20 protein-coding genes are annotated in these 24298 nt (G+C 36.1%); 9 read left to right on the top strand and 11 right to left on the bottom strand.

Annotation, left to right across the window (positions count from 1 at the left end; translation table 11 throughout):
* Window positions 1-82 precede the first annotated feature (82 nt).
* The 3 genes from cofH to H6G44_RS14345 all read left to right on the top strand — a co-directional run bounded on the left by cofH (window position 83) and on the right by H6G44_RS14345 (window position 2480).
* Entirely contained in the window at window positions 83-1225 is a 1143-nt protein-coding gene (cofH, locus tag H6G44_RS14335; protein WP_190387187.1) for a 7,8-didemethyl-8-hydroxy-5-deazariboflavin synthase subunit CofH, read from the top strand.
* A 99-nt stretch (window positions 1226-1324) separates the two neighbouring features.
* Complete coding sequence (gene psb27, locus H6G44_RS14340) at window positions 1325-1729, top strand: photosystem II protein Psb27 (RefSeq protein ID WP_190387188.1); 405 nt, start codon at window positions 1325-1327, stop codon at window positions 1727-1729.
* 175 nt (window positions 1730-1904) lie between these two features.
* A complete protein-coding gene (locus tag H6G44_RS14345) occupies window positions 1905-2480 on the top strand; it encodes a Uma2 family endonuclease (RefSeq protein ID WP_190387189.1) in 576 nt (191 codons plus the stop codon).
* 133 nt (window positions 2481-2613) lie between these two features.
* Here the strand turns inward: H6G44_RS14345 and trmB are convergent, their stop codons facing one another.
* Window positions 2614-3276 carry a tRNA (guanosine(46)-N7)-methyltransferase TrmB gene (gene trmB / locus H6G44_RS14350; RefSeq protein WP_190387190.1) on the bottom strand — a complete coding sequence of 221 codons (663 nt, stop codon included), beginning with the start codon at window positions 3274-3276 and terminating at the stop codon, window positions 2614-2616.
* Between the two features lie 148 nt (window positions 3277-3424).
* On the opposite strand from trmB, the gene H6G44_RS14355 reads away from it, so the two are divergent.
* Window positions 3425-4528, top strand: a complete 1104-nt coding sequence (locus H6G44_RS14355; protein WP_190387191.1) for a metallophosphoesterase family protein — start codon at window positions 3425-3427, stop codon at window positions 4526-4528.
* Window positions 4529-4562: 34 nt separating this feature from the next.
* Here the strand turns inward: H6G44_RS14355 and H6G44_RS14360 are convergent, their stop codons facing one another.
* The 5 genes from H6G44_RS14360 to H6G44_RS14380 all read right to left on the bottom strand — a co-directional run bounded on the left by H6G44_RS14360 (window position 4563) and on the right by H6G44_RS14380 (window position 13187).
* Window positions 4563-5774 (bottom strand): FIST signal transduction protein, encoded by a 1212-nt coding sequence (locus H6G44_RS14360; protein WP_190387192.1) that lies wholly within the window; start codon window positions 5772-5774, stop codon window positions 4563-4565.
* A 210-nt stretch (window positions 5775-5984) separates the two neighbouring features.
* Complete coding sequence (locus H6G44_RS14365) at window positions 5985-6257, bottom strand: Uma2 family endonuclease (protein WP_311138773.1); 273 nt, start codon at window positions 6255-6257, stop codon at window positions 5985-5987.
* A gap of 226 nt (window positions 6258-6483) precedes the next feature.
* Window positions 6484-6723, bottom strand: coding sequence for a 2Fe-2S iron-sulfur cluster-binding protein (locus H6G44_RS14370; protein ID WP_190387193.1), 240 nt, complete (start codon window positions 6721-6723; stop codon window positions 6484-6486).
* Between the two features lie 48 nt (window positions 6724-6771).
* Window positions 6772-11880 carry a WD40 domain-containing protein gene (locus H6G44_RS14375; protein WP_190387194.1) on the bottom strand — a complete coding sequence of 1703 codons (5109 nt, stop codon included), beginning with the start codon at window positions 11878-11880 and terminating at the stop codon, window positions 6772-6774.
* Window positions 11850-13187, bottom strand: coding sequence for a P-loop NTPase fold protein (locus tag H6G44_RS14380; protein WP_190387195.1), 1338 nt, complete (start codon window positions 13185-13187; stop codon window positions 11850-11852). Before H6G44_RS14380 ends, H6G44_RS14375 begins: the two co-directional genes overlap by 31 nt.
* A gap of 271 nt (window positions 13188-13458) precedes the next feature.
* On the opposite strand from H6G44_RS14380, the gene H6G44_RS14385 reads away from it, so the two are divergent.
* Complete coding sequence (locus H6G44_RS14385) at window positions 13459-14352, top strand: bestrophin family protein (RefSeq protein WP_190387196.1); 894 nt, start codon at window positions 13459-13461, stop codon at window positions 14350-14352.
* Window positions 14353-14399: 47 nt separating this feature from the next.
* Here the strand turns inward: H6G44_RS14385 and H6G44_RS14390 are convergent, their stop codons facing one another.
* The 3 genes from H6G44_RS14390 to H6G44_RS14400 form a co-directional block, all read right to left on the bottom strand.
* On the bottom strand, window positions 14400-15320 hold the full coding sequence (locus tag H6G44_RS14390) for an alpha/beta fold hydrolase (protein ID WP_190387197.1): 921 nt from the start codon (window positions 15318-15320) through the stop codon (window positions 14400-14402).
* Window positions 15321-15325: 5 nt separating this feature from the next.
* On the bottom strand, window positions 15326-16150 hold the full coding sequence (locus tag H6G44_RS14395; protein ID WP_190387198.1) for an NAD-dependent epimerase/dehydratase family protein: 825 nt from the start codon (window positions 16148-16150) through the stop codon (window positions 15326-15328).
* A 146-nt stretch (window positions 16151-16296) separates the two neighbouring features.
* Window positions 16297-16950, bottom strand: a complete 654-nt coding sequence (locus tag H6G44_RS14400) for a pentapeptide repeat-containing protein (protein WP_190387199.1) — start codon at window positions 16948-16950, stop codon at window positions 16297-16299.
* Window positions 16951-17297: 347 nt separating this feature from the next.
* On the opposite strand from H6G44_RS14400, the gene H6G44_RS14405 reads away from it, so the two are divergent.
* Window positions 17298-19133: an APC family permease gene (locus tag H6G44_RS14405; protein ID WP_190387200.1), complete on the top strand. Its 1836-nt coding sequence runs from the start codon at window positions 17298-17300 to the stop codon at window positions 19131-19133.
* 353 nt (window positions 19134-19486) lie between these two features.
* On the opposite strand, the gene H6G44_RS14410 is transcribed toward H6G44_RS14405, so the two are convergent.
* Window positions 19487-19915, bottom strand: a complete 429-nt coding sequence (locus H6G44_RS14410; protein WP_190387201.1) for a hypothetical protein — start codon at window positions 19913-19915, stop codon at window positions 19487-19489.
* A gap of 66 nt (window positions 19916-19981) precedes the next feature.
* Window positions 19982-20674: a hypothetical protein gene (locus tag H6G44_RS14415; protein WP_190387202.1), complete on the bottom strand. Its 693-nt coding sequence runs from the start codon at window positions 20672-20674 to the stop codon at window positions 19982-19984.
* Between the two features lie 271 nt (window positions 20675-20945).
* On the opposite strand from H6G44_RS14415, the gene acs reads away from it, so the two are divergent.
* Genes acs through H6G44_RS14430 form a run of 3 tightly spaced genes read left to right on the top strand, consistent with a single transcriptional unit; the run spans window position 20946 to window position 24118 of the window.
* A complete protein-coding gene (acs, locus tag H6G44_RS14420; RefSeq protein ID WP_190387203.1) occupies window positions 20946-22916 on the top strand; it encodes an acetate--CoA ligase in 1971 nt (656 codons plus the stop codon).
* A gap of 40 nt (window positions 22917-22956) precedes the next feature.
* Window positions 22957-23517: a DUF4365 domain-containing protein gene (locus tag H6G44_RS14425; RefSeq protein ID WP_311138772.1), complete on the top strand. Its 561-nt coding sequence runs from the start codon at window positions 22957-22959 to the stop codon at window positions 23515-23517.
* A gap of 4 nt (window positions 23518-23521) precedes the next feature.
* A complete protein-coding gene (locus H6G44_RS14430) occupies window positions 23522-24118 on the top strand; it encodes a DUF4365 domain-containing protein (RefSeq protein WP_190387204.1) in 597 nt (198 codons plus the stop codon).
* The last annotated feature ends 180 nt before the right edge of the window (window positions 24119-24298 follow it).

Below are 24298 nucleotides of genomic sequence, written 5' to 3' on the forward strand. Positions count from 1 at the left end.
CGCACCCAAATAATATTTAAAGGTTGCAAATTTCAATTTATTATGAAACTTAAATAAGTCTTTTATATTTGATTGATCACCAATGACTAATATAACTGTTGATTCTATCCTTGAGTCTGCTTTAACAGATACTAATATATCCCCGAATGATGCGATATTTTTATTAAAACAGACCAATCCAGACGCAGTTACACAAATTCAAGCTACAGCGGATAAATTAAGGCAAAAACAAGTCGGAAATACAGTTACTTACGTTATTAACCGCAATATTAATTTTACTAACATTTGTGAACAACATTGTAGTTTTTGTGCTTTTCGGCGCGATGATGGTGATCAGGATGCTTACTGGTTAAACTGGGGGCAGATTTTGGAAAAAGCTACGGATGCGGTGCGTCGAGGAGCAACGGAAATATGTATGCAAGGGGGATTACACCCACAAGCGCAAATCAACGGTAAGTCCTTACCCTATTATCTCAAACTGGTAGAAACCATCAAAAGCGAATTTCCTCACCTACATTTACACGCTTTTTCACCCCAGGAAATCCAATTTATCGCCAGATTAGACGGAATTTCCTATACTGATGTAATTATAGCTTTGCGAGATGCTGGTGTCGGTTCTATGCCCGGAACAGCCGCAGAAGTGTTAGATGATGATGTGAGACGGGTATTATGTCCAGAAAAAATTGATACTGCAACTTGGTTAGAAATTGTCAGTACAGCCCATCAATTAGGTGTACCAACTACTAGTACAATGTTATCTGGACATATTGAAACTCAAGAACAACAAATTGGACATTTAGAAAAATTGCGATCGCTCCAACAAAAGGCAATAGAAACAGGATATCCTGCTAGAATTACCGAATTTATTGTTTTACCATTTGTGGGACAAGAAGCCCCCAAATCCTTACGGAGACGGGTAGGAAGAAATCAACCGATTTTAGCTGATTCTCTATTATTAACCGCTGTGGCGAGAATTTACCTCGGAAATTACATACCCAATCATCAACCAAGTTGGGTAAAATTAGGGCTGGCTGGTGCTACAACGGCCTTAAATTGGGGTTGTAATGATCTTGGTGGCACATTAATGGAAGAACATATTACCACCATGGCCGGGGCTATTGGTGGTACTTGCATGGAAGTGGAAACTTTACAAAATGCAATAACTTCTTTGAAAAGACCTTACCAACAACGGGATACTTTATATAGTCTAATTGGTAATGGGTAAGGGTTTTCTGGAATTTTTAATTTTGCATTGATTTGTCCCATATCCTCCATATACCAATCCAAGATAGGATGGATTTTGATTTACTTGTTTTTTTGCTTAATGTTTATGAAAAGCTATTGGTCGCGTCTGCTTTCTCTGGTTTTAATTTTAGTTATCGGTTTAGTTGGCTGTGGTGGGAGTCCAGATAGTTTAAGTGGTGATTATCGTCAAGATACTTTAGCCGTAGTCAATACTTTGAGACAAGCCCTAGAAGTATCTCAGGATTCTCCTGATAAAGCCGCTCTACAAGCAGAAGCCCGTGAGAAAATTAATGATTTCTCGGCTCGCTATCAACGGAATAGTTCTGTAGCAAATCTTAGCTCTTTTACAACTATGCGAACAGCCCTAAATTCTCTCGCAGGACACTACAGTTCTTATCCTAATCGTCCCGTTCCTGAAAAGCTGAAAAAACGTCTAGATACAGAATTTAAACAAGTAGAACTATCTTTAAGACGTGGTGCTTAATTTATTCTTCAAGGATTATTTTTTGATAATTAATTGATAATTAACATTAAATATAAACTTCCTTGAAATCAGGAATTAAGACCGTTAAAATGGGAATTAGGGGATCTCACACACCCAAAGATCCCCAAATTTAGTTATTATAAAAGTCGGGAAGATTAATCCCTTCAAACTAACTATGAATCAAGTAAAACTTAAGCTGACTGTTGAAGAATTTCTCGCACTTCCTGAAAATGATACTACCTATGAGTTTGTTGACGGTGAAGCTGTACCTAAATATAAAAATGAGCAAATGTCTCCTAAATTCTTTCATGGCTCAACCACAGGAGCGTTATTTATATTATTATCTACATGGGCGCAATATCAAGGTCGTGTTGTTGTAGAATGGGGGGTAAAATTAACCAGAAATCAAGAAATTTGGATACCCATACCTGATTTAATTTATATTTCCTATCACCGTCTTTCTGCTGACTGGCTTGAAGATGAAGTTTGTCCTGTTATACCAGAATTAGTTATCGAAATTATTTCTCCTGGTCAAACTTTCGGAGATATGATTGATAAAGCTACTTATTATCTACAAGCTGGTATTTTATTGGTTTGGATAGTAGATACAATATCTCAAACTATCACTGTTTTTACATTATCTTCTCTTCCTGTAACTTTTCGAGAACATCAAATTATCAGTCATGAAATATTACCAGGATTAGAAATTACTCCTCATGCTATCTTTCAACGGGCTGGTTTAATTCGTTAGTTCCAAGATACAGCAGGAGTCAGGAATCATGAGTAAAACTGGCTTGCTATCTGGCTTTGAATTTACATCCTGTACCCTATAGCTAAAGCCAAATAACTAATTATTTTTACTGCTTTTACCCTTTTTCCGTTGTTCATGTACCCCCAGAATCTAAAATTTCAGTTTTCTTTCTAAATAAAGCCCTATATACTGGTTCACCTTTATTGTAGGTGGCTATTTCCCGTTCTGTGGGAACTGGAAGGGGATTTTCGGTCAACCATGTTGTTGTTCCTAGCTTTTCAAATGCGGGATGTTCATAAAAGCGATCGCACATTTCCACTACTACAAATTGTATATCAGATTGGAGAAAAACAACACCACCCACAGCTAAATAATTAGCTAATTCTGTAACTAATTCCGGTTGGACTACCCGACGTTTAGCGTGACGATTTTTAAACCAAGGATCAGGAAATTGAATTGTCACTTTTTGTAATCTTCCTGATGGTAAATTGGATAACAAAGAAACTAGGGAATTATTCACATTTGCAAACATATAATGTAAATTTTTTAAACCCATTTCCTCGCGGATTCTATTGGCTTCTACTACTAACGGTTCTCGAATTTCTAAGCCTAAAAAATTCCAATTTGGTTCTATTTGCGCCATTTTCAAAACAAATCTACCCTTAGCACAACCAATATCTAAATGTAGTGGTAGGTTTGGTTGTGTATAAATACTTTCCCAGTCTGGAGAAGCGGTTGGGGTTTGAAATTTACTCGCAAGGGGGTTAACGTGCTGACGAACTCGAACAGGTGACAAAATTTACTCTCCTAAAAAAATAAAATCTTTAATAAATGTATACAAATATTATTAAGTCTAAATATTCCCACACTAGTATACACAGTCAGGGTTATACTTTGAGAATAATAATTTTTTCCAACTAGATTTTTAACATTTTCTTAACCCAATGAAACTCAATTTTCGGTTTGCTATAGTTAGTGACTTACACATTGCACTTCCTGAAACAATCTGGGATCATCCTAGTCGCTTCCATTTGGTGGAAGTGAGTATTCCGGCTTTTGATAGTGTATTAGCACATTTAACCCAATTAGATCTAGATTTTCTGTTGATCCCTGGAGACTTAACCCAACATGGTGAACCGATAAATCACCGTTGGTTACAAAACCGATTGTCTCAGTTACCTTTTCCATCTTATGTGATTCCTGGTAATCATGATATCCCTGTGTTAATAGCTAATGAACAATCTATTGGCTTTGCAGATTTTCCCTATTTTTACCAGCAGTTTGGTTATGAAAATCCTCAACAACATTATTATAATCTTCAGATATTTCCAGGGGTAAGGTTAATCGGTCTTAATTCTAACTCTTATGATCATCAAGGGCAGCAAATAGGACAGTTAGATAGTCAACAATTTCAGTGGCTAGAAGGGGAGTTAGCCGCAATTAAGGATGAATTAGTTTTAGTAATGATCCATCACAATGTAGTTGAACATTTACCGAATCAATCATGTCATCCGATGGCCAATCGTTATATGCTGAAAAATGCTCCAGAACTCCGGCAATTATTACAACGCTATGGAGTTAAATTAGTATTTACGGGACATTTGCACGTTCAAGATGTGGCCTACGCAGAAGGTATATATGATATTACTACTGGTTCTTTAGTTAGTTATCCTCATCCTTATCGAGTATTGGAATTTAACCGCGATAAATTGGGTAGTGAATCGTTGAAAGTGGTTTCTCACCGTGTAGAATCACTTCCAGATTTCCCCGATTTACAAACATTATCACGGCAATGGATGGGCGATCGCTCTTATCCTTTTGTGTTGAAGTTATTAACTTTACCACCTTTAAGTTTACCACTAGCACAGGCAGAAACACTAGCGCCGGGTTTACGGGACTTTTGGGCAACTATTGCCGATGGTGATGCAATGTTAGAATATCCTCATTTTCCCATTCATGTGCGTCGTTACATTGAAAAATATAGCGCGGTTAATGATGGGAATAAGTCTTTGATTGATAATCATAGTACGCTTTTAATTGGAAAATAGACAAGGGTAAATAAAAAAGATATTTTTCCATTCCCTATTCCCTGGAACGACAAATAACAAATACAGAAGTATAACCATGTAGAAAAGTTCTACCGCTAACAGGACCTATTTCACCGTCGCAGAAAAAGCCACTTATGGGCAGATTATGGAGATAACGGCTGAATAGTTGAGAATCGACATTAGGTCGGCCATAAAGTCCTTTTCCTCGTCCTAAACAGGTAAATATCAAAGATCCCACAGGAGAGCAAGTTCCGGTATTTTGACTTTGATATTTTTGGAGTAAAATTTCTAGATCTTGGGCGGAAGCTGAGGCATCTCTGAGATGAAATTGTAACCTTTGACCGACACGAATGCGATCGCCAATTGCAATCACCCCAGCATTAGGTTCTACTCCTAAAATATTACGAATTAGAAAATCTCCTGAATGTAAATTCAGCCGAAATTCATCCATTGCTAAACCCACAAACAAAGAATCTTGGGCTAAATTTCGATCATATTCACTCAAACTACCAATTAAATCCCGCAATACCATTAAGGGTTTTTTCTCATCCAACTCGATAATAATATTCCGTTCAGCCTTAGTGATTTGCAATGGTTCACCAATAGGACGACATCCCTGGGCAACAATAGTATCTAAGACAATATTGCCAGTTAAAGTTATTCCTATGATACCTTCCCTTAATAACTGATCATTACAAAATAAACCAATGCGGCCATTCATAAAGCCGCTGCTGGCCTGTCCTCCCACGACTACCGAACCAGGATAGGCAAAATCTAAACCTGCTAACAAATCATTAATTTCTGAACCAAAAGGACTAGACAAGAGAATAAATTGGGGTGCTGGTGACGCTGGTACACCCATTAAGTCAATCCAAGCCTTGGGGGAACTATCGGAATCTGGCAAGTCTTCGACTAGAATGTGAAAAGGCCGGATTTCCACGCCGGGAAGATGGGCTAAGGTCAGACTGAGTGCTGATTCTGCTTCTATTTCTTCAGTTTCTTCTGCTTTTTTTCTGCCAATGATACCTCCAGCACTACAACCAATTAATACAGGTACAGAAAGTTTTTCCGCCAATAAGGGTAAAAGTCGGGGATACTCACTCATGAAGGCAGAAGAAATGAATACGAATCCTAAATCCGCAGGTGCGGTTAAAGATGCTGTTGCTTGTTCTACGACATCATTAATTGCTGCTTCTAAGGAAGCACGAGTTGATAGGGCGTTTGTCCACTGCATTTGGTCTGACATGAGTTTTTGTGTGTTTCTGTTTTAGGGTCAATGGATAATTTTAACTAAGTTTGTCCTATGGTTGCAGGAAATTGATAATTTGTACAATACAATACGTTTGGTACAAGAGCCAAAAATTAGGTTAAGGAATGTTCACAATTTGTGGTAAAGCTATAAACCAAGAATGGTTAATATTTATGATTTAAGATCAAAAATTGCGGACATAAACACCTATTCAAATACAGGAGGACTTAATTCAGAAATAGCAATTTCCCAACCAGGAAATAATTCAGTTAGTGTTAATTGATCATCTTCTGTTAATAATGTAATTTTACCATCAGGATGATAAAGATTAACAATTAATTCATCAGAATTGATGAGAATTGCTACTTTTGCACCTAATTCTAAAAACAATTTAAGTTGATCTTCTAATTTAGAAACTCTATCAGTTTTTGATTTAATTTCTACTACTAAATCAGGAACTAAATTCCCAAAATCTCTCACAGTTCGTTTTAATATTTGGGCAAAAATAAAGGAAACATGGGAGCGCGTAAATCAGTATTTGACATCATAAACCCACCCCTGGAGTCAAATATTCACCCTAATTTAAGAGGTTTTATCTAATTACCTATGTAAGCTCTAAAACTAGTCTAGAAATGATAAAACTCTTGTGGTGCGGGCACTTATACATAAATTTTACCTCACTCAAGCGGAATGTGCTATATGATCATTACCAAGTTGGATCACTAAAAAGATGAATCGTTAATTTCTCCTTTCCCGGTGGAACTACGGTAATACAAGCCCGGACAATTTCCCCATTATCTAATTCTACAGTACAAGCGTGACAACTCCCCATAAGACAACCCGTAGAAATTGATACTCCAGCCCGTTCTGCTACATCTAATAAGGATTCTCCCACTTGAGCATTTACAGTAACATCATCTGGTAAAAAATTAATTTGCATAGTCATAGGTAAATTTTTATTCGCTAAAAAATGGGTAAATAAATAGTAATTCTCTCAATCATTTTCACACAAATTTTTATGAATTTTATCGCCATAACCATTATTTCTAGTCATAGTTTGATTATATAGTAGATAGTCTTTTAATATCTCACAATTACTTCTAAGTAATCTTTCTAAAGTAATATCTGATAACCTACGTAAAATTATATTACCTTTACCACTACCAGCAGCCAATATTTTACCATCTGGACTAAAACTAACACTGGTTAATTCTTCTTCATCACCTTTTAAAGCCATGAGTAAAACACCTTCTTGATTCCACAACCTAAGCTGATTATCACTGCTAACCGCCAAAGTTTTACCATCTGGACTAAAATTAATACTAATAAAACCATCACCATATCCCATCAGTGTTTGCTTTAATTCACCAGTCGTGCTCCAAATTTTGACGGTACTATCCAGACTAGCTGAGGCTAAAACATCACCATTAGGCGACCATGCGACACCATTTACTCTGCGAGTATGACCAGTTAGATCTTTGATTATTTGACCATCAATTGTCCATAATTTCACTAGTTTATCATCACTAGCAGAAGCTAATAATTTACCATTCGGACTAAAACTAACCCAATTAACAGCATCAGTATGACCATTTAAAGTTTTTAGTAATTTACCATTTCGATTCCACAATTTTATTGTTTTATCCTTACTAGCAGAAGCGAGAATATTACCATCAGGCGACCAAGCTACAGCTAAAACCGTATCATGATGACCATATAATGTTTGTAGTAACCTACCTTCTTGACTCCACAATTTGACTGTTTTATCCTCACTAGCAGAGGCTAAAATGCTTCCATTTTTACGAAATCCTAAAGGAATAGGCGACCATGCTACACCCCAAACTTGATTATCATGACCGGTGAGTGTTTTTAGTAATTTACCTTCTCGATTCCAAATTTTTATTTTCTGATCTCGACTAGCACCAGCAATAGTATTATTATCAGGACTAAAACTAATACTTGTTACCCAATCATGATTAACTTGGGGATCACGCAAAATTAGATTATCCCAACGCCACAAAATAATAGTTTTATCTCTACCAGCAGAGGCTAAAGTTAGTCCGTCAGGACTAAAATTAACGCTATATACCCAACTATTATGTCCTCGTAAAGTTCCTAGTAAATTACCATCAAGACCCCAAAGTTTAACTGTTTCGTCCATACTAGCAGAGGCTAAAGTATTACCATCATGACTAAAATTGATACTAATAACACCGTTACTATGTCCAGAGAGAGTTTTCAGTAATCGACCTTCCTGATTCCATAATTTAATTTGTTTATCTAAACTTGCAGAAGCAATAATTCTCTTATTAGGAGACCAAGCTATAGCGACTACAGCATCTTTATGAGCTAATAAAGTTTTTAATAATTCACCTTTCCGACTCCATAATTTGATTGTTTTATCAGCACCACTAGAAGCCAAAATTTCACCATCACTAGACCAAGCTACAGCTAAAACAGCACCTTTATGACCTAGCAAAGTTTTTAGTAATTTACCTTTTTTACTCCACAATTTTATGGTCTGGTCTGTGCTTGCAGATGCGATAATTTGACTATCAGGACGAAAACTAACGCTATTTACTGAATCTTTATGACCTAATAAAGTTTTTAGTAGTTTACCTTTTTTACTCCACAATTTAATTGTTGTATCTTGACTAGCAGAAACTAACATTTTATTATCAGGGCTAAAATTCACACTATTGACTATATCTTCGTGGCCTGATAAAGTTTTGACTAAACGACCATTAGGACTCCAAATATTAATTGTTGTATCTGCACTAGCCGAAGCTATTAAAGATTTATCAGGACTGAATATCACCATTCTCACTCCCGATAAATGACCTTCTAAACGGTTACGTTCTTTGACTCCATAAACCGCTTGATACAGTGCACTTAGTACCTTTTCTTTGGTGGAAGTATTTATCCATAGAGTTTTTTCTAAATTTTTCCCTGCTTTTAAACTTTCTTTGAGAGCATCAAGACCTTTTTGAGAAGCAAATAAAGCCTCACTAGATGCACTAAGGGTTTGCATTTCACTATCTTTGGCTGTAATCACCGAAATAGTTAAACCAAACATAGCAATAATAGAAGCGGTTAAAGCTATTTTCAGTGCAATATTTAATCTAATTGCACTCAAGCGTTGTTTTTCTTGACTATCGGCTAATTTTGTAATTAGCTCTTTTTCTTTTAGTTCTGTTTTTAGGTGTTCAATTTCTATTTGACTTTCTTCTTCTCGTTTGCGTAATTCTCTCAATTCTGTTAGTAAGTTATCTCCTTCTTGGTTATAAGTCTGTCCTAAAGTTACGCTGTATTGCGTTTTCTTTAATTCACTTTTAAGACGTTCGATTTCTTCAAAACTATTTCTAACTTTATCCCGTAATCTATTAATTTGTGTTTTGAGTCCAGATTCCTGTTGTTGCAGATAACGAATTAAGTTTACTAAATAATCATGAATTAATTGATAGCGTTCAGGAATATTAGGAAAGAGAACAACCAACCCTGAGCGCACTAAAATATCTAAGATTAACTCTAATTTTTTAGCATCTTCTACTTCTGAGAGTTCTGATTTTAATTCTGCACGAGTTTTAAAAGGTCTTTTATTATGATCATCAGTTAATAGATATAAAACTAGCAGAGCAGCACGTTCATTTTCTTTTCCACATTCTTTAATTAATTCTTTGATATATCCTATAATTAACTGATTTGGGCGATAGGGTTGATATTGTGCAAGAGTAGTAATATATTTATCTTGTAATTGTGTACCTACCAATTGTAATTCTATGGGACGAACTTCGCCAAGTTCTGAGGACAAATCAGCAACTAGAGCATCAATTAAATCCGGTTCTAATTTAAATTTTAATTCTTGATGTGAACGTTCAGTTAATTTTTGAATAATTTTTCTCGCATTTTCAGGAGAAAAGTTATTAATTTGATAACGAATATTTTTGTCAAGGATATTATTATTAATAGCTTCAACTGATGAAAGATATTGAAATTCTAGGAGGCGATGTAAATAATCTTCACGCAATGTCAAGATAACTTTTACAAAAGATATACCCAAACAATCACTAATAAATTGATCAAATTCTTGTTTTTTATGAATATCTGTATAACCAAAGAAAAATTCTTCAAATTGGTCAAAAATCAAGACTGTAATTAAATGATTATCTGCATTTTTCCGTAGTTGTTGCAAAATCAAATTAATAGTTGTGGGTGGAGAAGAACTTACTAAAGATTCTGTTTCTATAGCTGATATTTTTTGCAATTCTAACATGGCTCTGGTTAAGGATTTTCCTAATTCTCCTAACCAATCTGTATACACTTGTAACACCACCGGGATAGCAATTTGATCGCCTATAGCGCGGTTTTGCAGCGCGGGAACTAAACCAGCCGTAACAATAGAACTTTTACCTACACCTGATTGTCCATGAATAACGATCAATTTTTGGTCAGCACGACTAATTCTACCAATTAAATTATTAACATCATATTCTCGGCCAGAACCAGTAATTTCTAAAGCTATACTACTATTTCCAAATGTAGACATTAAAGCCGGATTAGTGACTTGTCTTTGAGGTTGTAAAGGTCCAGCACCAATAAATGGCACAAACCCATATTGTTGTTCTACAGAATGAAGTTTTTGTTTAATAATGTAGGCTTGAAGATATTGACCTGCTTGAAAGTATAATGATCTGAGAATATGTAATAAGCGAATATAACGATGGGCATCATATTGATGTTCACTATTTTCTAAAGCTAATGATAGTTGTTCAGCCGCCTTATCTATATGTTCTTTTGCTATTGTTATTCGTGTGATATTCTTGAGGGCTTTAACTAGAGTTAATAACCAAATTTGTTCTAATAGTAAAGGAAATAAACAATGATCTGATTCATATTGATTTTTGGCTTGTTCTAATTGGAGTAATGATATATGAGCTAAAATACTAGCTTCCATCCAGTTTGAATTATGTACAGCTATCTGTGCTAAGAAACCATAATCACAAGCTAATTGAATTTTATTACCATAAATTTGATGTAATTCTAGAGATTTTTGAGCGACAACCTGCAATTCAGACCATGATTTTAAAGTATATAAAACCTCTGATAATTGCCCAATATATTCAGAAACTAATTCTAAATATCCAATGATTTCTAATATTTCTAAACATTCTTGAAAATATATTTTTGCTGATTGCCAATATCCCTCACTCGTTCTTTTGTCTTGTTCAGCAAGACGACAAAAACATAGTCCAATATGCAGTAATAAAATTGCCTTTTTAAAACGATAAAGATGATCAAGGGAAGAATCATATCCTTTTCTGAGAATTGGATCTTCTATCTCGTTTAATCTTTCTTGTAAATGCCAAAATTGCAAACTTTGCTGAAAATTAGTTAAAGCAGAACTAATGCGATTATTAATATAATTATCTATACCAAAGATAAACTCTAAACTGATATTTAATTCAGCTTCTATTGTCATACCATGGTCTTGCAATTCTTTAATTGCATAATTGAGTTGGTTACTACTAACCCATATTTTTTCCAGGGTAAAATAATTACCTTGAGGATGATTATTTTGTAAAAATCTAGTAAATAAATCCTCTGTTTCCTGTTGCAGAAATTCTAGTAACCCCAGAGAAGTCATTTCAAATCTAATTGGTGTAGCAGCCCAACTAGCAAAGTCTGGAGCTAACCGCAGAATTTTTTGTAAGACTTCATCATTTACCCATAAAATCATGGGAATTTGATAACATTTACGAAATTCATCCCGGACTTGATTAATGGCACGGAGGAGGTCATCTATTTCATAGACTGACTCAAACCCCATAATCATTAATCCTGCAGGTTCATTAATAGTAAGTTGTGATTGAATTATGTTATATAAACTGGTGGTATTTTTGGCTAGGGTAATATTTTGAATCCTCTGATTACCCCAACCTTTAACTGCTAGTTGCTCTAAGATCAACTCTCGCAAAAATTCGTAGTTACAGCACAGAAAGATGACTGAAAACTGATTTTTAGAAAAGGTAATTGCTCTTTCTAAACTACGTAAAGACTGTTCGTTAGCAGTAATTATATTCTCTGCTTGCTGTCTTTTAACCATAATTGAAATTTTTCAGTTTCTGCTAAAACCGGATTAAGTGCAAACCAAACACCTTGGTGATCACGATATTCAAATACGAATAAACTCCTTAATAAAATATCATACTCTACATTGCCTCTGACTCGTTGATCTTGAATCACCTGAAAGATTAATTCACTTTCATCCATATCAATAGCATTAGATCGGTAATCTCTTTGTCTTTGAATCACCAATTCAACACACTTACGATCAAAAGGTGGATCTTGTTCTCTTAAACAATCAAATAATAGTCCTAATAAGTCGCGGACATGACCACCACTAATCAGACACAAACGATCTAGAGTGTTCACATGATCAAACAATTGAGTAACTAAATTTAAACGATCTGTTGGTAAAATTTCAGGAAAGGCTCTTGCTAATACCATTTGTTTCATTAGCCCTAGCCCTTCAGGATTAATTTCTCCAGAGCGCTTTCGTACGGGAATCATTGGTAATACTTTCGGCGCGACTCCACCCCCTAAACGATGTTGTAGTTCGGCACTATCGTTAGAAAATGTCAATGCTAGGGGAATTGTGTAAACTATATGGCAATTTAGCTTGCGTAATTGTTCCCCCCGATCAATAAATAAGTATTCTGGTAACGAGCGCCCAGAAGGTAAGGGACGTATCGCCACCCTATCCAGGTTATCAACGATAACCACTAATCCTTTTTTACCCCGAGCTTTAAATTCTGCATTGGCATGGTCTAATAGTTCCTTGTTGATTGATTGTAATATATTTTCTGTCCGTGGTTCTAAATAGTCTCTTAACCTTCTTCGCAAATGTGGGCTTTCTTTGGTTTTTGCAGTGATTTTAGCAATACCTACGGACAATTCCGCTTCTAAACCCAATTCTAGGGGCGTTTGTAAAAATTCTAGCACCTCCCTAAATAATTTGGTGAAGTAACTAGGTTGAACACTTAGTTTCATCGCTTCCAAGTTTTCACTGACTAAACCAGCGATTGCTAACAAGATATCTGTAACATCTATATCTACCATTTCTAAGACGTGGGTAGATTCAAAATAGATAACATGAAAATCTTGCGCTTCTAACTCGGCTTTGAGTCGTAACAATTCCGTAGATTTTCCACAACCTAAATGTCCCGTAAATAATTGACAAGTTGGTATATTTGGCGAAATTTTAGTAATAGTCCGTAGCAAAGCCTCAATAATTTTACCACCACGAACTAAGGTAAAATCAGTATAATACATCCGGTCGTCTACATTCTCAATCATCAACGGACGGGAAGGATTACAGGCTTGATAAAATCTTTCTAAATTAAAGATCATAAAAAATCAATTCACACTGTTATGGTAATCACATAATCTGTCACAATCCCTTTTACAGTCGAAAATGAGACTTATCCGCAAAAATTAGTACCAGAATCGGAAATTGTGGACTGATACTGATTCCCCCGTGCGTCCTGTGCCATCCGTAGTGGTAAATATCACCAAACACAATGGGTCATAAAGGTGAGGTCTGAATAACTAATGAAGTATTGCTAGATTTCAGGACATTTTGTATAATTTTATTTAATCTTGGAAATCACGAGGGAATTTTATGGCTGAGAAAAAATCGCAGTGGTTTGAAATTGCTTTACAAACGAAAGGTTCAGTAATTTCTGCTATTTACAAACGGGTGCTTTTGTCTGGTATTTTTGGGGTATTAGTTTCTATACTTTATCATTTTAAAATCCCTGTTTCTCAACCTATTTTAAGTACAGTAATTCCCAGTATTGTTTTAGGTTTATTATTAGTATTTCGTACCAATACAGCTTATGATCGGTTTTGGGAAGGTAGAAAATCCTGGGGTGCAATAGTTAATACTACCCGTAATTTAGCTCGACAAATTTGGATATCTGTTGATGAAAAAGAATTAAAAGATAAAGATCATAAAATTGCTGCATTAAACTTACTTGTGGCCTTTGGAGTAGCGACAAAACTACATTTACGAGGTGAACCTGTTAATAGTGATTTAGAAGCACTAATTCCAGCAAATAAATTTACCAAGTTAAAGATGATGAATAATCCTCCCTTGGATATATCTATCTGGATTGGAGATTATTTACAAGAACAGTATCAGCGCCATTGCATCAATAATTATCAATGTGCAAATATGCAAGAATTATTGAATATATTAGTAGATAATTTAGGAACTTGTGAAAGAATTTTAAAAACCCCCATGCCTCTAGCTTATGCTATTCACCTCAAACAATTATTGTTACTATATTGCTTTCTCTTGCCATTTCAAATAGTAGATGATCTTCATTGGTGGACTGGATTAATTTCTGCTTTAGTTAGCTTTACTTTGCTAGGGATTGAAGCCATTGGTTTAGAAATTGAAAACCCCTTTGGTTATGATGCAAACGACTTACCTTTAGACACGATTTGCAAAGTGATGAAACGGAATATTGATGATTTAATCAGCATTACTCCTACTGTGCATAAATCATGAATTTTTAACCGGAAATTTTTAATAGCAATGGCAACAAAAAACTTCTCTTAGTTATCGGAAATAGCAGTGATAAATGGTGAAACTGCTTCAACAAATGCTTGAGTATATTCATAGGGCATGACATTTTTGCCAATGATTTTGACTCCCTGACCTTGAGGTAAGCAATTTAGATAATATGCTAATCGTTCATCAATTTTTTCTTGTTTACTTTCTTTACTAATACCACGAGCTTGTTCTCCCACAATTAATAATGTTTGGTGAGGAATTGAGGCAATATCACCGCTGTAATCTCTTTGCCAAAATCTCGCTAAAAAGGCGAATACCGCATAACGTCCATTCATATTTTTAGCGTTTGCCATAAGAGTATTTAACCATTCATCATCAACATTTTCCTGAACAGCAAACAATTTTTCAGATGAGAAAGAATACAAAAATTTGCGGGTACGGGCATAGCGAAAAAATGCATTACCTATGGGAGATATAAAAATACTCCAAAGTAGGTTTTGTTGCCATTTAGGGACATTTTTAGTAATTACAGGCCAAGATGTAGGATCAGAAAATACTAACCCGGAAATTAAGTCTGGTTCGAGTTTTACTAATTCAATCGCAACTGGCAACAAAGCTCCTTGTACTACTATAATAACCGGTTGTTTAACGACGTTTTTCAAAAACCATTGTAACTGTTTTGCCCAGTTAATTGGTGTATGGGCTAAAACTGGCATATCACTTTCACCACATCCCAATAAGTCGGGGTTATAAATAGGATTTTGGTGTTTTTTATCATACCATTCTCTGCAAAATCTTTGCCAAAATTGCCGTGATAATCCTACTCCTATGGGATGAATTAACAGTAGGGGAATACCAGTTGCTGGAGAATTAACAGGTTGATGAATTTCATAGGCACAACTGTAGTTTTGCCAGGTATAATACTGGGTTGGAGATGCTGTGAAATGATGAGAATTTTGCATAGTGACTAAAAAATTATTTGTGGATGAATGAATTGATATCCAGCATCTTTAAGCTTTTGATTGGATACCCAGGCATTATATGGGCGTATACTTTTACTATCTGCATCCCAAATAACATTAGGTAAATTATTTTTTGTCATCACATTATCAATTAATTCTTTATTTGTCAAATGACTATCATTTACAAGATTATAAATACCTTCTAAGCGATGCTTACGGGCAAATTCTATTGCCCCAACAATATCATCAAGGTGAATCCAATTGGTAATATCTTCTCCATTGCCGGGACGGGTTGTTCCTGCGATTCTACCAAATATTTTTTCCAGATCTCTACCCGCTCCATAAATACCCCCTAAACGTAAAATACAAATGCGAGTATTCTCGTTATTTGCTGATAATAATATATCCTCTGTTTTTCGCAGTAGTTGAGAATTGCGATTAGCTGGTGCTGGTGGGCTTTCTTCGTCTACCCAGATACCATTTCTATCCCCATAAATTGAATAACTACCTGTATATATAACTTGTTGAATATTCAGAAATTTGGGTAAAAGAGAAACTAAAGTTTTGGCAGTATTTACATAGGTTTCTTCGTAAGAATCAGCGGTTTTTGCCCCTACACTTAACAAAACAACTTGCTGATCTTTTAATACAGTTTGCAAATTTTCTAGATCATTGCCTAAAGTGACTACAACCTTTTGCGCTACTGTTTCTAAACTAGGGACACGTTGGGGATTAGTTGTAGTTACAGTTAGGATCAAATTACTATTTGACTGCCAATATTTGCTAACTGCATAACCTACATAACCACAGCCAATAATTGCAATTTTCATGATGATTAATAGAACTAAAATAAATTATTTTTAACAATTACCAATCAATAATCAGAGCAGGGAACAGGGAACAGGGAACAGAGAATAAATTAGTGTGTATTTGATTAGACTGGGAAACGATATACTTTTTGCCCGTGATATGATTATTAAGTGTGAATTATACCATCTGGCATGATCGCTCCCGCTAATTTAGCACCAATCAATTTTACCAGTAGGCGATCGCCTGAACGAATTCTCGCTCCTGTCAAATCAGCCCCCCGCAAGTCAGCACCGCTAAAATCCGCACCAATCAAATTGGATGAGCGTAAATTAGCATCTCTTAAATCTGCTAAAAGTAAATTAGCTCTGAATAAATTAGCTTCTGACAGGTCTGCACCCCTAAGAATCACCTTGTGCATAAAAGCATCACTAAGGTTAGAGCCGCTTAAGTTCGCATAACTCAAATTCCTACCTGATAGGTCACGATTACTTAAATTAGCGTGGCTAAAATCTTTACCACTTAAATCTGAATTTGGCTTTTGTGGTGAGTAGGCATAAGTAGATGATGGTTTAGGGGCTGGAGGTGGTGGAGAATAGGAGGAAGGTGGCTGTCTATCTCGTAAAGAGCGTAACTGATCACGAGCTTCATTAAAGGATTTCAGCTTTTCCTGTGCTTTGTGTTGTAAGCGCAGGTTATCTTTAGGGAGACGGTCTGGATGCCAAACAAACACTAAATCTTTATAGGCCTGGTTGATCTCTTCGAGTGTAGCCCCTAGCTCTAATTCTAAGATTCTGTAGTATCGCTCCAGTTCGCTCGTCATGGTGTCTTGATGAAATGAATTAATAATTGAACAAATGATGAATTATGCGGTTATTTGTTAAGTATAGCCATTGATTACCTTAGAGTAGAAGGAAAGTTAACGCTTGGGAAAATACCGCAAGGGATCTAAGCTAAGTGGACTCGTTAAACAAAGAATTTTAGCGTCTTTAATATTGCTATCTCCATTAAAGATAAATTGAGGGAGCTTATTTTTGTCAGAAAAATTTTAGGCTAAAATTTAACATTTAATTGGTAACAAATCTGTCAGAATTACTATATTCTATAAGCTCAGATTAAAGTTAATTCTCAACTGAGTAAGAATAAACACATTTGTCAGATGGACGTTCTATGTTCTTCTACCCTCAGATTAAGCAATTTTTTCTCGGTAAATCTCTGCCAACCAGTGCCCATAGTGAAGAACGATTGAGTAATGCCGCAGCTTTAGCGGTACTTTCCTCAGATGCTCTTTCCTCCGTGGCTTATGCAACAGAAGAGATCTTACTAGTTTTAGTCGCAGCAGGAAGTGGTGCTCTTGGCTTGTCTTTACCTATTGCTATAGCAATTATTGGCCTTTTAGGTATAGTTGTTCTTTCCTATCGACAAACCATTCGCGCTTATCCACAAGGTGGTGGTTCTTACATTGTTGCGAGGGAAAACCTGGGTCTTTATCCAGGGCTGGTGGCTGGTGGTTCGCTGATGATTGACTATATTTTAACTGTAACCGTCAGTATATCTGCTGGTACAGCCGCGTTAACATCAGCAATTCCTGTACTTAAATCTCACACAGTTCTCCTGTGTTTGATTTTTATTTTCTTGTTAATGCTGGCAAATCTCAGGGGTGTTAAGGAGTCGGGACAGATATTTATGGTTCCTACCTTTGCCTTTATTGTGAGTATTTTTCTGTTAATTGGCGTTGGCTTGTTTAAATATAGCACTGGACAAGTGATTACAGAATATCCTTCTCTTCCTGCGACGGAAGGCATTAGTGTATTCTTCATTTTACGGGCTTTTTCGGCTGGATGTACAGCATTAACAGGAGTAGAAGCAATATCTGATGGGGTATTAGCTTTTAAAGCCCCAGAATGGAAAAATGCTCGTCTCACTTTGTTGTATTTGGGAGTAATCTTGGGATTCATGTTTGTAGGTATTACTTACTTAGCAAATATTTATCATGTTGTTCCCGAAGAAGGACAAACTGTAGTTTCCCTTTTGGGTAGAGTCATTGTGGGAACAGGACCTATTTACTATTTCCTGCAAATTGTTACCCTGTTGGTTTTAATGTTAGCTGCTAATACCAGTTATGCGGATTTTCCTAGACTGTGTTATTTTTTAGCACGAGATGGGTTTTTACCTCGCCAATTGTCCCTTTTGGGCGATCGCTTGGTCTATTCTAATGGTATTATCCTTCTGAGTACCTGTGCGGGCATTTTAGCAATTATTTTCAAAGGTCAAGTTAACGCCATTATTCCTCTGTACGCAGTTGGTGTCTTTACTTCCTTTACCCTTTCCCAAGCGGGTATGGTACGTCGCTGGTTTCACGAAAAAACCGAGAATTGGCGTGCAAGTGCCCTAATGAATGGTTTAGGCGCATTTGCTACTTTAGTGGTATTAATAGTAATCATTTGTACTAAGTTCCTATTAGGGGCTTGGTTAGTAGTTGTAGCAATTCCCTTAGTAGTGACTTTATTTGCAGCTATTCATCAACATTATCAATATGTAAGTCAACGTCTAAGTATCCATGATTTAGCCCCTCGGAGTTATATCTCCGTTCCCAAACCAGCAGTTATCACTCACCCTGCTGTGGTAGTGGTAGGACAACTAAACCGAGGAACGGTAGAAGCTTTAGACTATGCACGTACCATTGCTGATGAAATTGTTGCTATTCATGTAGATATTGGTTCTACAGACCGGGAAGAACTGCAAAGAAAATGGCAGAATCTAGAATCGGATATTCCCTTGGAAATTATCGAATCTCCTTATCGTTCTGTAATTGACCCAATTGTTGATTTTGTTGGTCAGTTCCAAAAATCTCACCCAGATGTTTTCACAACTATCATTATTCCCGTTTTTGTGCCTCGGAATTGGTGGGATAGTATTTTACATAATCAAACAACTTTGTTTTTGAAGAATGCTTTACGAGCTAACAAAAGTCGCATTGTCACAACTGTTAGATATTACTTGTAGGGAGCATAGGTGATAGACATTATACCCCTCTTCCGTTAGTTTTAGAATAAAGCAAGTAGTGAATAAACTAAATTATCCGATTTTCCTATCTTGTATTTTATCTATCACTACGCTAACCAATACTTTCTTGATTCTATAGTAGTTCCCGTGGTTGTGAGGAAAAAATTTTTTTAGTTTTAGGGAATAGGGAACAGATTAGTGTGTACTTCATTTATTTAATCTTCGGCTCTTTAATTTATTTACTGACCAATCTAAGTTAGCGATAAAATGTTTGAGAATTTGCACTTGTAGAGTTTGATTTTTTGATTCTCTGATAGACCCGGAAAGTTATAGAAGAGGGATATTTTAGGCTTTTAATTTTCGTGAACACATTTATCTACAAAATGATGTGCTAAATCCAATAATTGCAGATCATCAATATCAATATCATTTGCTAATACATCCTTCACCGCAGATATTTTATCACTGTCCTGAGTAATTCTTAAACACTCTTCTAAATCCACCGCTAAATCAAATAACGATATGTCCCCCACATACTTTCTAATTTTCGTTGCTACATGATCATCACTAACTAAAAAATCCTTAATAACATTAAATAAAGGATTAGATATTTCATCATCTCCCCAAGTTTCTAACCAGTCACTCTCCACATCTTCTACGTAAATATGAACAAAATTTAGCCCATAATTTAGCCAATCTTGCTGCATATTCCGGGCTGCTGCTAACGCTTCTGTCAGGTTTTCGAGTTGAGCGCTATTATTGGTCTGTTGTTGATTAACCATAAATGGTGTTTTTGGCGGATTAATGATGTTGGGTAAGATACAGAGTTCGATTTTAGGATTTAGCAATCAGGAAAAATTTATATATTTACCGTCTGCAAGATGATCACTATTATACAGTGCAACATTGACTAATTGATGAACAAAATCATTTTCTTGAGGATTGTAACTTAAGAATAATCCCCTTTCTATTTTCCACAATTGCAGTGCATTTTCCCACTTTTGATATTTTTGGCCATGAAATTCCTCGCTAACACTTGTAACTTGAATACAGAGAGGTTTATTTTGATGACTACTAACAATTAGGTCTGTTGCCATAGAAAGGTCAGCTATATAACGTCGCCAAAAATCTCCTTTTCTATCAACAACATCCTGCGCTATATACTTAATAATATCACTATCAGTCTGATTAAATTCCCCGGCCATCATTTTTTTCTTCCAAATATGAAATTTGGTATCTGTGGCATTTATCCATTTAGGAAATAGATAACCATACCAATATTTTTCATTGGCAGTCATTTTCTCAAACTGTAATTTTTGCTCTTCTTCCGAAGATAAAGATCTAATTGCCAACCAAACCTGAGAATCGGTAATTACTTCTAATAAAAAAGCGACAACGATAGGTTTAGACATCAGCGAACCAAGCTTGATATATTTAATCCAACGGTTTATCTCCCTTAATTTTCTTGTGAGATTCGGATCTATGTCAGAGGCTTGCTCAATTAATAAATTTAGTTTATCCTTAATTTCTTTAGCTTGCAAACTATACCCTATTGTAAAACACTAACACAGCATCAAAAGAGTGATATCCTACTAAATCGGTAAATGAGTTTGTTAACAACATGATCATTATTTTACCTTATTATGGTACTGAACAATTTGGCATTGATTCATTGTCGTACTAAAGTAGGAACAGACGAGCAAATCAGTAAATAATCTTTACATGGGGTCAACTTCATGAAAATCTAAATATTGTTTGCTACAACTTCGTTAAAAACAGTTTTCAGTCATCCTATCATTTGCATCCATTATCATGTCTCAACCAACCATAGAATCTATTTTACAGGAAAAGCGGCTATTTCCGCCTACCAGTGATTTTTCGCAAAATGCCCATATCAAGAGTTTAGCAGATTATCAGCGTCTTTACGACAAAGCCAAAGCCGATCCTCAGCAATTTTGGGCAGAATTGGCTGAAAGTGAGTTACACTGGGTTCAAAAGTGGGATACTGTGCTAGATTGGCAACCACCTTTTGCCAAATGGTTTGTTAATGGTAAGATTAACATTTCTTATAACTGTCTTGATAGACATCTTACCACTTGGCGTAAAAATAAAGCTGCGTTGATTTGGGAAGGAGAACCGGGAGATTCTCGCACTCTTACATACTCGCAATTACATCGAGAAGTTTGTCAATTTGCCAATGTACTAAAACAATTAGGCGCGAAAAAGGGCGATCGCATTGGTATTTATATGCCGATGATTCCCGAAGCCGCAATAGCTATGTTAGCCTGTGCTAGAATTGGCGCACCTCATAGCGTTGTCTTTGGTGGTTTTAGTGCTGAAGCCTTACGCGATCGCTTGAATGATGCAGAAGCAAAGATAGTAATCACAGCGGATGGTGGTTGGCGTAAGGATGCAATTGTACCCCTTAAAGAACAGGTAGATAAAGCTTTAGAAAACAATGCAGTTCCCAGTATTACAGATGTGCTAGTTGTCAAACGCACAAATCAAATAATACAAATGGTAGCCGGTCGTGATCATTGGTGGCACGATTTACAAAAAGGCGTTTCTGCGGATTGTCCTCCAGAACCAATGGACAGCGAAGATATGCTGTTTGTTCTCTACACTTCCGGTAGTACAGGCAAACCGAAAGGAGTAGTTCACACCACAGGAGGTTATAACTTATACAGTCATATCACTACCAAATGGATTTTTGATCTTCAGGATACAGATGTATATTGGTGTACTGCCGATGTCGGTTGGATTACGGGACATAGCTATATAGTTTATGGACCCCTTTCCAACGGTGCAACGACTCTCATGTATGAAGGCGCGCCCCGTGCTTCTAATCCTGGTTGCTTCTGGGATGTAATTGAGAAATACGGTGTTAATATTTTTTATACTGCACCAACAGCGATTCGCGCCTTTATCAAAATGGGTGAACACCATCCTAAATCTCGTAATCTTTCTTCTCTGCGATTACTGGGAAGTGTGGGTGAACCCATTAACCCCGAAGCTTGGATGTGGTATCAAAAAATTATCGGTGGTAAACGTTGCCCAATAGTTGATACCTGGTGGCAAACGGAAACCGGTGGAATTATGATTACACCCTTACCTGGGGCAATTGCTACTAAACCAGGTTCAGCGACTCTACCTTTTCCTGGTATTATTGCGGATGTTGTGGATTTAGATGGAAACAATGTCCCTGATAACGAAGGTGGTTATTTAGCAATTCGTCATCCTTGGCCGGGAATGATGCGGACGGTGTACGGTGATCCTGATCGCTTCCGTCGTACCTATTGGGAACATATTCCGCCCACAAATGGTAAATATACGTACTTTGCTGGCGATGGTGCAAGAAAGGATGAGGACGGCTATTTCTGGGTCATGGGGCGCGTGGATGATGTCCTGAATGTCTCTGGACACCGTTTAGGAACGATGGAGGTAGAATCTGCCCTAGTGTCTCATCCAGCGGTGGCTGAGGCTGCTGTAGTGGGTAAACCGGATGAATTGAAGGGTGAGGAGGTTGTAGCTTTTGTGACTTTGGAGGGGACTTATCAAGCCAGTGAGGAGTTGAGTAAGGAACTGAAAAAGCACGTTGTGAATGAGATTGGAGCGATCGCCCGTCCTGGTGAAATCAGGTTTACTGATGCTTTGCCGAAAACCCGTTCTGGTAAGATTATGCGGCGTTTGTTGCGGAATTTGGCATCAGGACAGGAAATATCGGGGGATACTTCGACTTTGGAAGATCGCAGTGTTTTGGATAAGTTGCGGGAAGGGAATTAATTTAGGTTAGTTTTTCATAACTGTGTAAAATTTGTATGGGGTGGGCAAAATTGCCTACCCTATATTGTGTGAAGAAAATTATAACTTGAATTATGATAGGGGTATATATAAGAAAATGAGGGATGCACTAGGACGAAGAGGTGAATCGCTATTTGACGTTTTAATAACAGAATTTCATTCTGATGATGGTCCAATTTTCAAACCGCAGTTTTTAGGAGAGAAATGGCAGTATGTTGATTTTATTGTTGAGTTAGTAGGTGCTGGTTCTTATATTCCTTATTTTTTTGTACAAGTTAAAACTACTAGGCAAGGTTATACTAAAAAAGATAAACGTCTGAAGGTGAAAGTAGAAAAGGAATCTATAATTGGTATAGCATCTTATCTAGCACCAACTTATATAGTTGGAATTGATGACATTCAAGGAACAGGTTATATAGTTTCTGCTAATGGAGAAAATTTAAAATCTCTCTCAAGCCTATCTACTGAATTTCCTATTAATAAACAAAATAGAGAAATCCTTTGGAATGAAGTCAATGATTTCTGGAAACCTTATACACAGAATAAACAAAAAAATTTAAGTTCCAAGTTCAAATGGAGATGAAACAATGCAAATAGAACAACCTTGGTATATTGGTTTACGTTCAAAAGCTTTAGCAATAGTATCTTTAACTGAACGTGATGATTTGATTGTTTATAGAGATACAAAAGATTATGATTTAGATGTTCTAGTTTCCATTAGCAAAAATGGTGAGGATATTAATAGGCTTTTTGGTGTGGAAATAAAAGCTGTAAAATCTACACCTAAGATAATTCAAAATGAGGATATTTTCAATATAGAAGGAGCAGATATAAATGTTCTGCAATCACGATTTACAAAGTGTAATTTTCCAATATGTCTATTTTTCTTTACTCTGGATAATGATAATGGGTATTACAAATGGATTCTCGAACCAATTATTGATAACGAAAACGGTAACAAATTAAAACGTAATGGAAGTCCAGAATTTAGAAAATTAACCAATGAATCAATAAATAATATTGTTGATTTAGTGAATCAATGGTACAATAATGCACGAATTGATTATAAAATACCTGATGTAATACCAAAACCTTTACTATCAAAGCGTAAAGTGAAACGGTTTTTAAAACAAATGGAAAAAATTACAAAACAGCAGAAATCGCAAGATAATATCAATCATTAAGTACATAAAAGGTGGCTTTTACCAGTGAAGCATCATAATCAATTGTCTGAATCAGGATGTCCAGGATTTAAGGATTTGCAGGATGTGATTGAATGATTGTTTGTGAGGATGTTGGGTATTTTATTTGTCTGAATCAGGATGTCCAGGATTTGAGGATTTTCAGGATGTGATTGAATGATT

This window comes from Aphanizomenon flos-aquae FACHB-1287 (assembly GCF_014698755.1).
GTDB classification, from domain to species: domain Bacteria; phylum Cyanobacteriota; class Cyanobacteriia; order Cyanobacteriales; family Nostocaceae; genus Dolichospermum; species Dolichospermum flosaquae.

Excerpts from the sequence above, each read along its gene's own strand:
- H6G44_RS14430 (WP_190387204.1), top strand. The coding sequence starts at position 23,522 with ATGCAAATAGAACAACCTTGGTATATTGGTTTACGTTCAAAAGCTTTA.
- H6G44_RS14385 (WP_190387196.1), top strand. The coding sequence starts at position 13,459 with ATGGCTGAGAAAAAATCGCAGTGGTTTGAAATTGCTTTACAAACGAAA.
- H6G44_RS14360 (WP_190387192.1), bottom strand. The coding sequence starts at position 5,774 with ATGTCAGACCAAATGCAGTGGACAAACGCCCTATCAACTCGTGCTTCC.
- H6G44_RS14410 (WP_190387201.1), bottom strand. The coding sequence starts at position 19,915 with ATGGTTAATCAACAACAGACCAATAATAGCGCTCAACTCGAAAACCTG.
- psb27 (WP_190387188.1), top strand. The coding sequence starts at position 1,325 with ATGTTTATGAAAAGCTATTGGTCGCGTCTGCTTTCTCTGGTTTTAATT.
- H6G44_RS14395 (WP_190387198.1), bottom strand. The coding sequence starts at position 16,150 with ATGAAAATTGCAATTATTGGCTGTGGTTATGTAGGTTATGCAGTTAGC.
- H6G44_RS14355 (WP_190387191.1), top strand. The coding sequence starts at position 3,425 with ATGAAACTCAATTTTCGGTTTGCTATAGTTAGTGACTTACACATTGCA.
- H6G44_RS14405 (WP_190387200.1), top strand. The coding sequence starts at position 17,298 with ATGTTCTTCTACCCTCAGATTAAGCAATTTTTTCTCGGTAAATCTCTG.
- H6G44_RS14375 (WP_190387194.1), bottom strand. The coding sequence starts at position 11,880 with ATGGTTAAAAGACAGCAAGCAGAGAATATAATTACTGCTAACGAACAG.
- acs (WP_190387203.1), top strand. The coding sequence starts at position 20,946 with ATGTCTCAACCAACCATAGAATCTATTTTACAGGAAAAGCGGCTATTT.
- cofH (WP_190387187.1), top strand. The coding sequence starts at position 83 with ATGACTAATATAACTGTTGATTCTATCCTTGAGTCTGCTTTAACAGAT.
- H6G44_RS14390 (WP_190387197.1), bottom strand. The coding sequence starts at position 15,320 with ATGCAAAATTCTCATCATTTCACAGCATCTCCAACCCAGTATTATACC.
- H6G44_RS14400 (WP_190387199.1), bottom strand. The coding sequence starts at position 16,950 with ATGACGAGCGAACTGGAGCGATACTACAGAATCTTAGAATTAGAGCTA.
- H6G44_RS14380 (WP_190387195.1), bottom strand. The coding sequence starts at position 13,187 with ATGATCTTTAATTTAGAAAGATTTTATCAAGCCTGTAATCCTTCCCGT.
- H6G44_RS14370 (WP_190387193.1), bottom strand. The coding sequence starts at position 6,723 with ATGACTATGCAAATTAATTTTTTACCAGATGATGTTACTGTAAATGCT.
- H6G44_RS14345 (WP_190387189.1), top strand. The coding sequence starts at position 1,905 with ATGAATCAAGTAAAACTTAAGCTGACTGTTGAAGAATTTCTCGCACTT.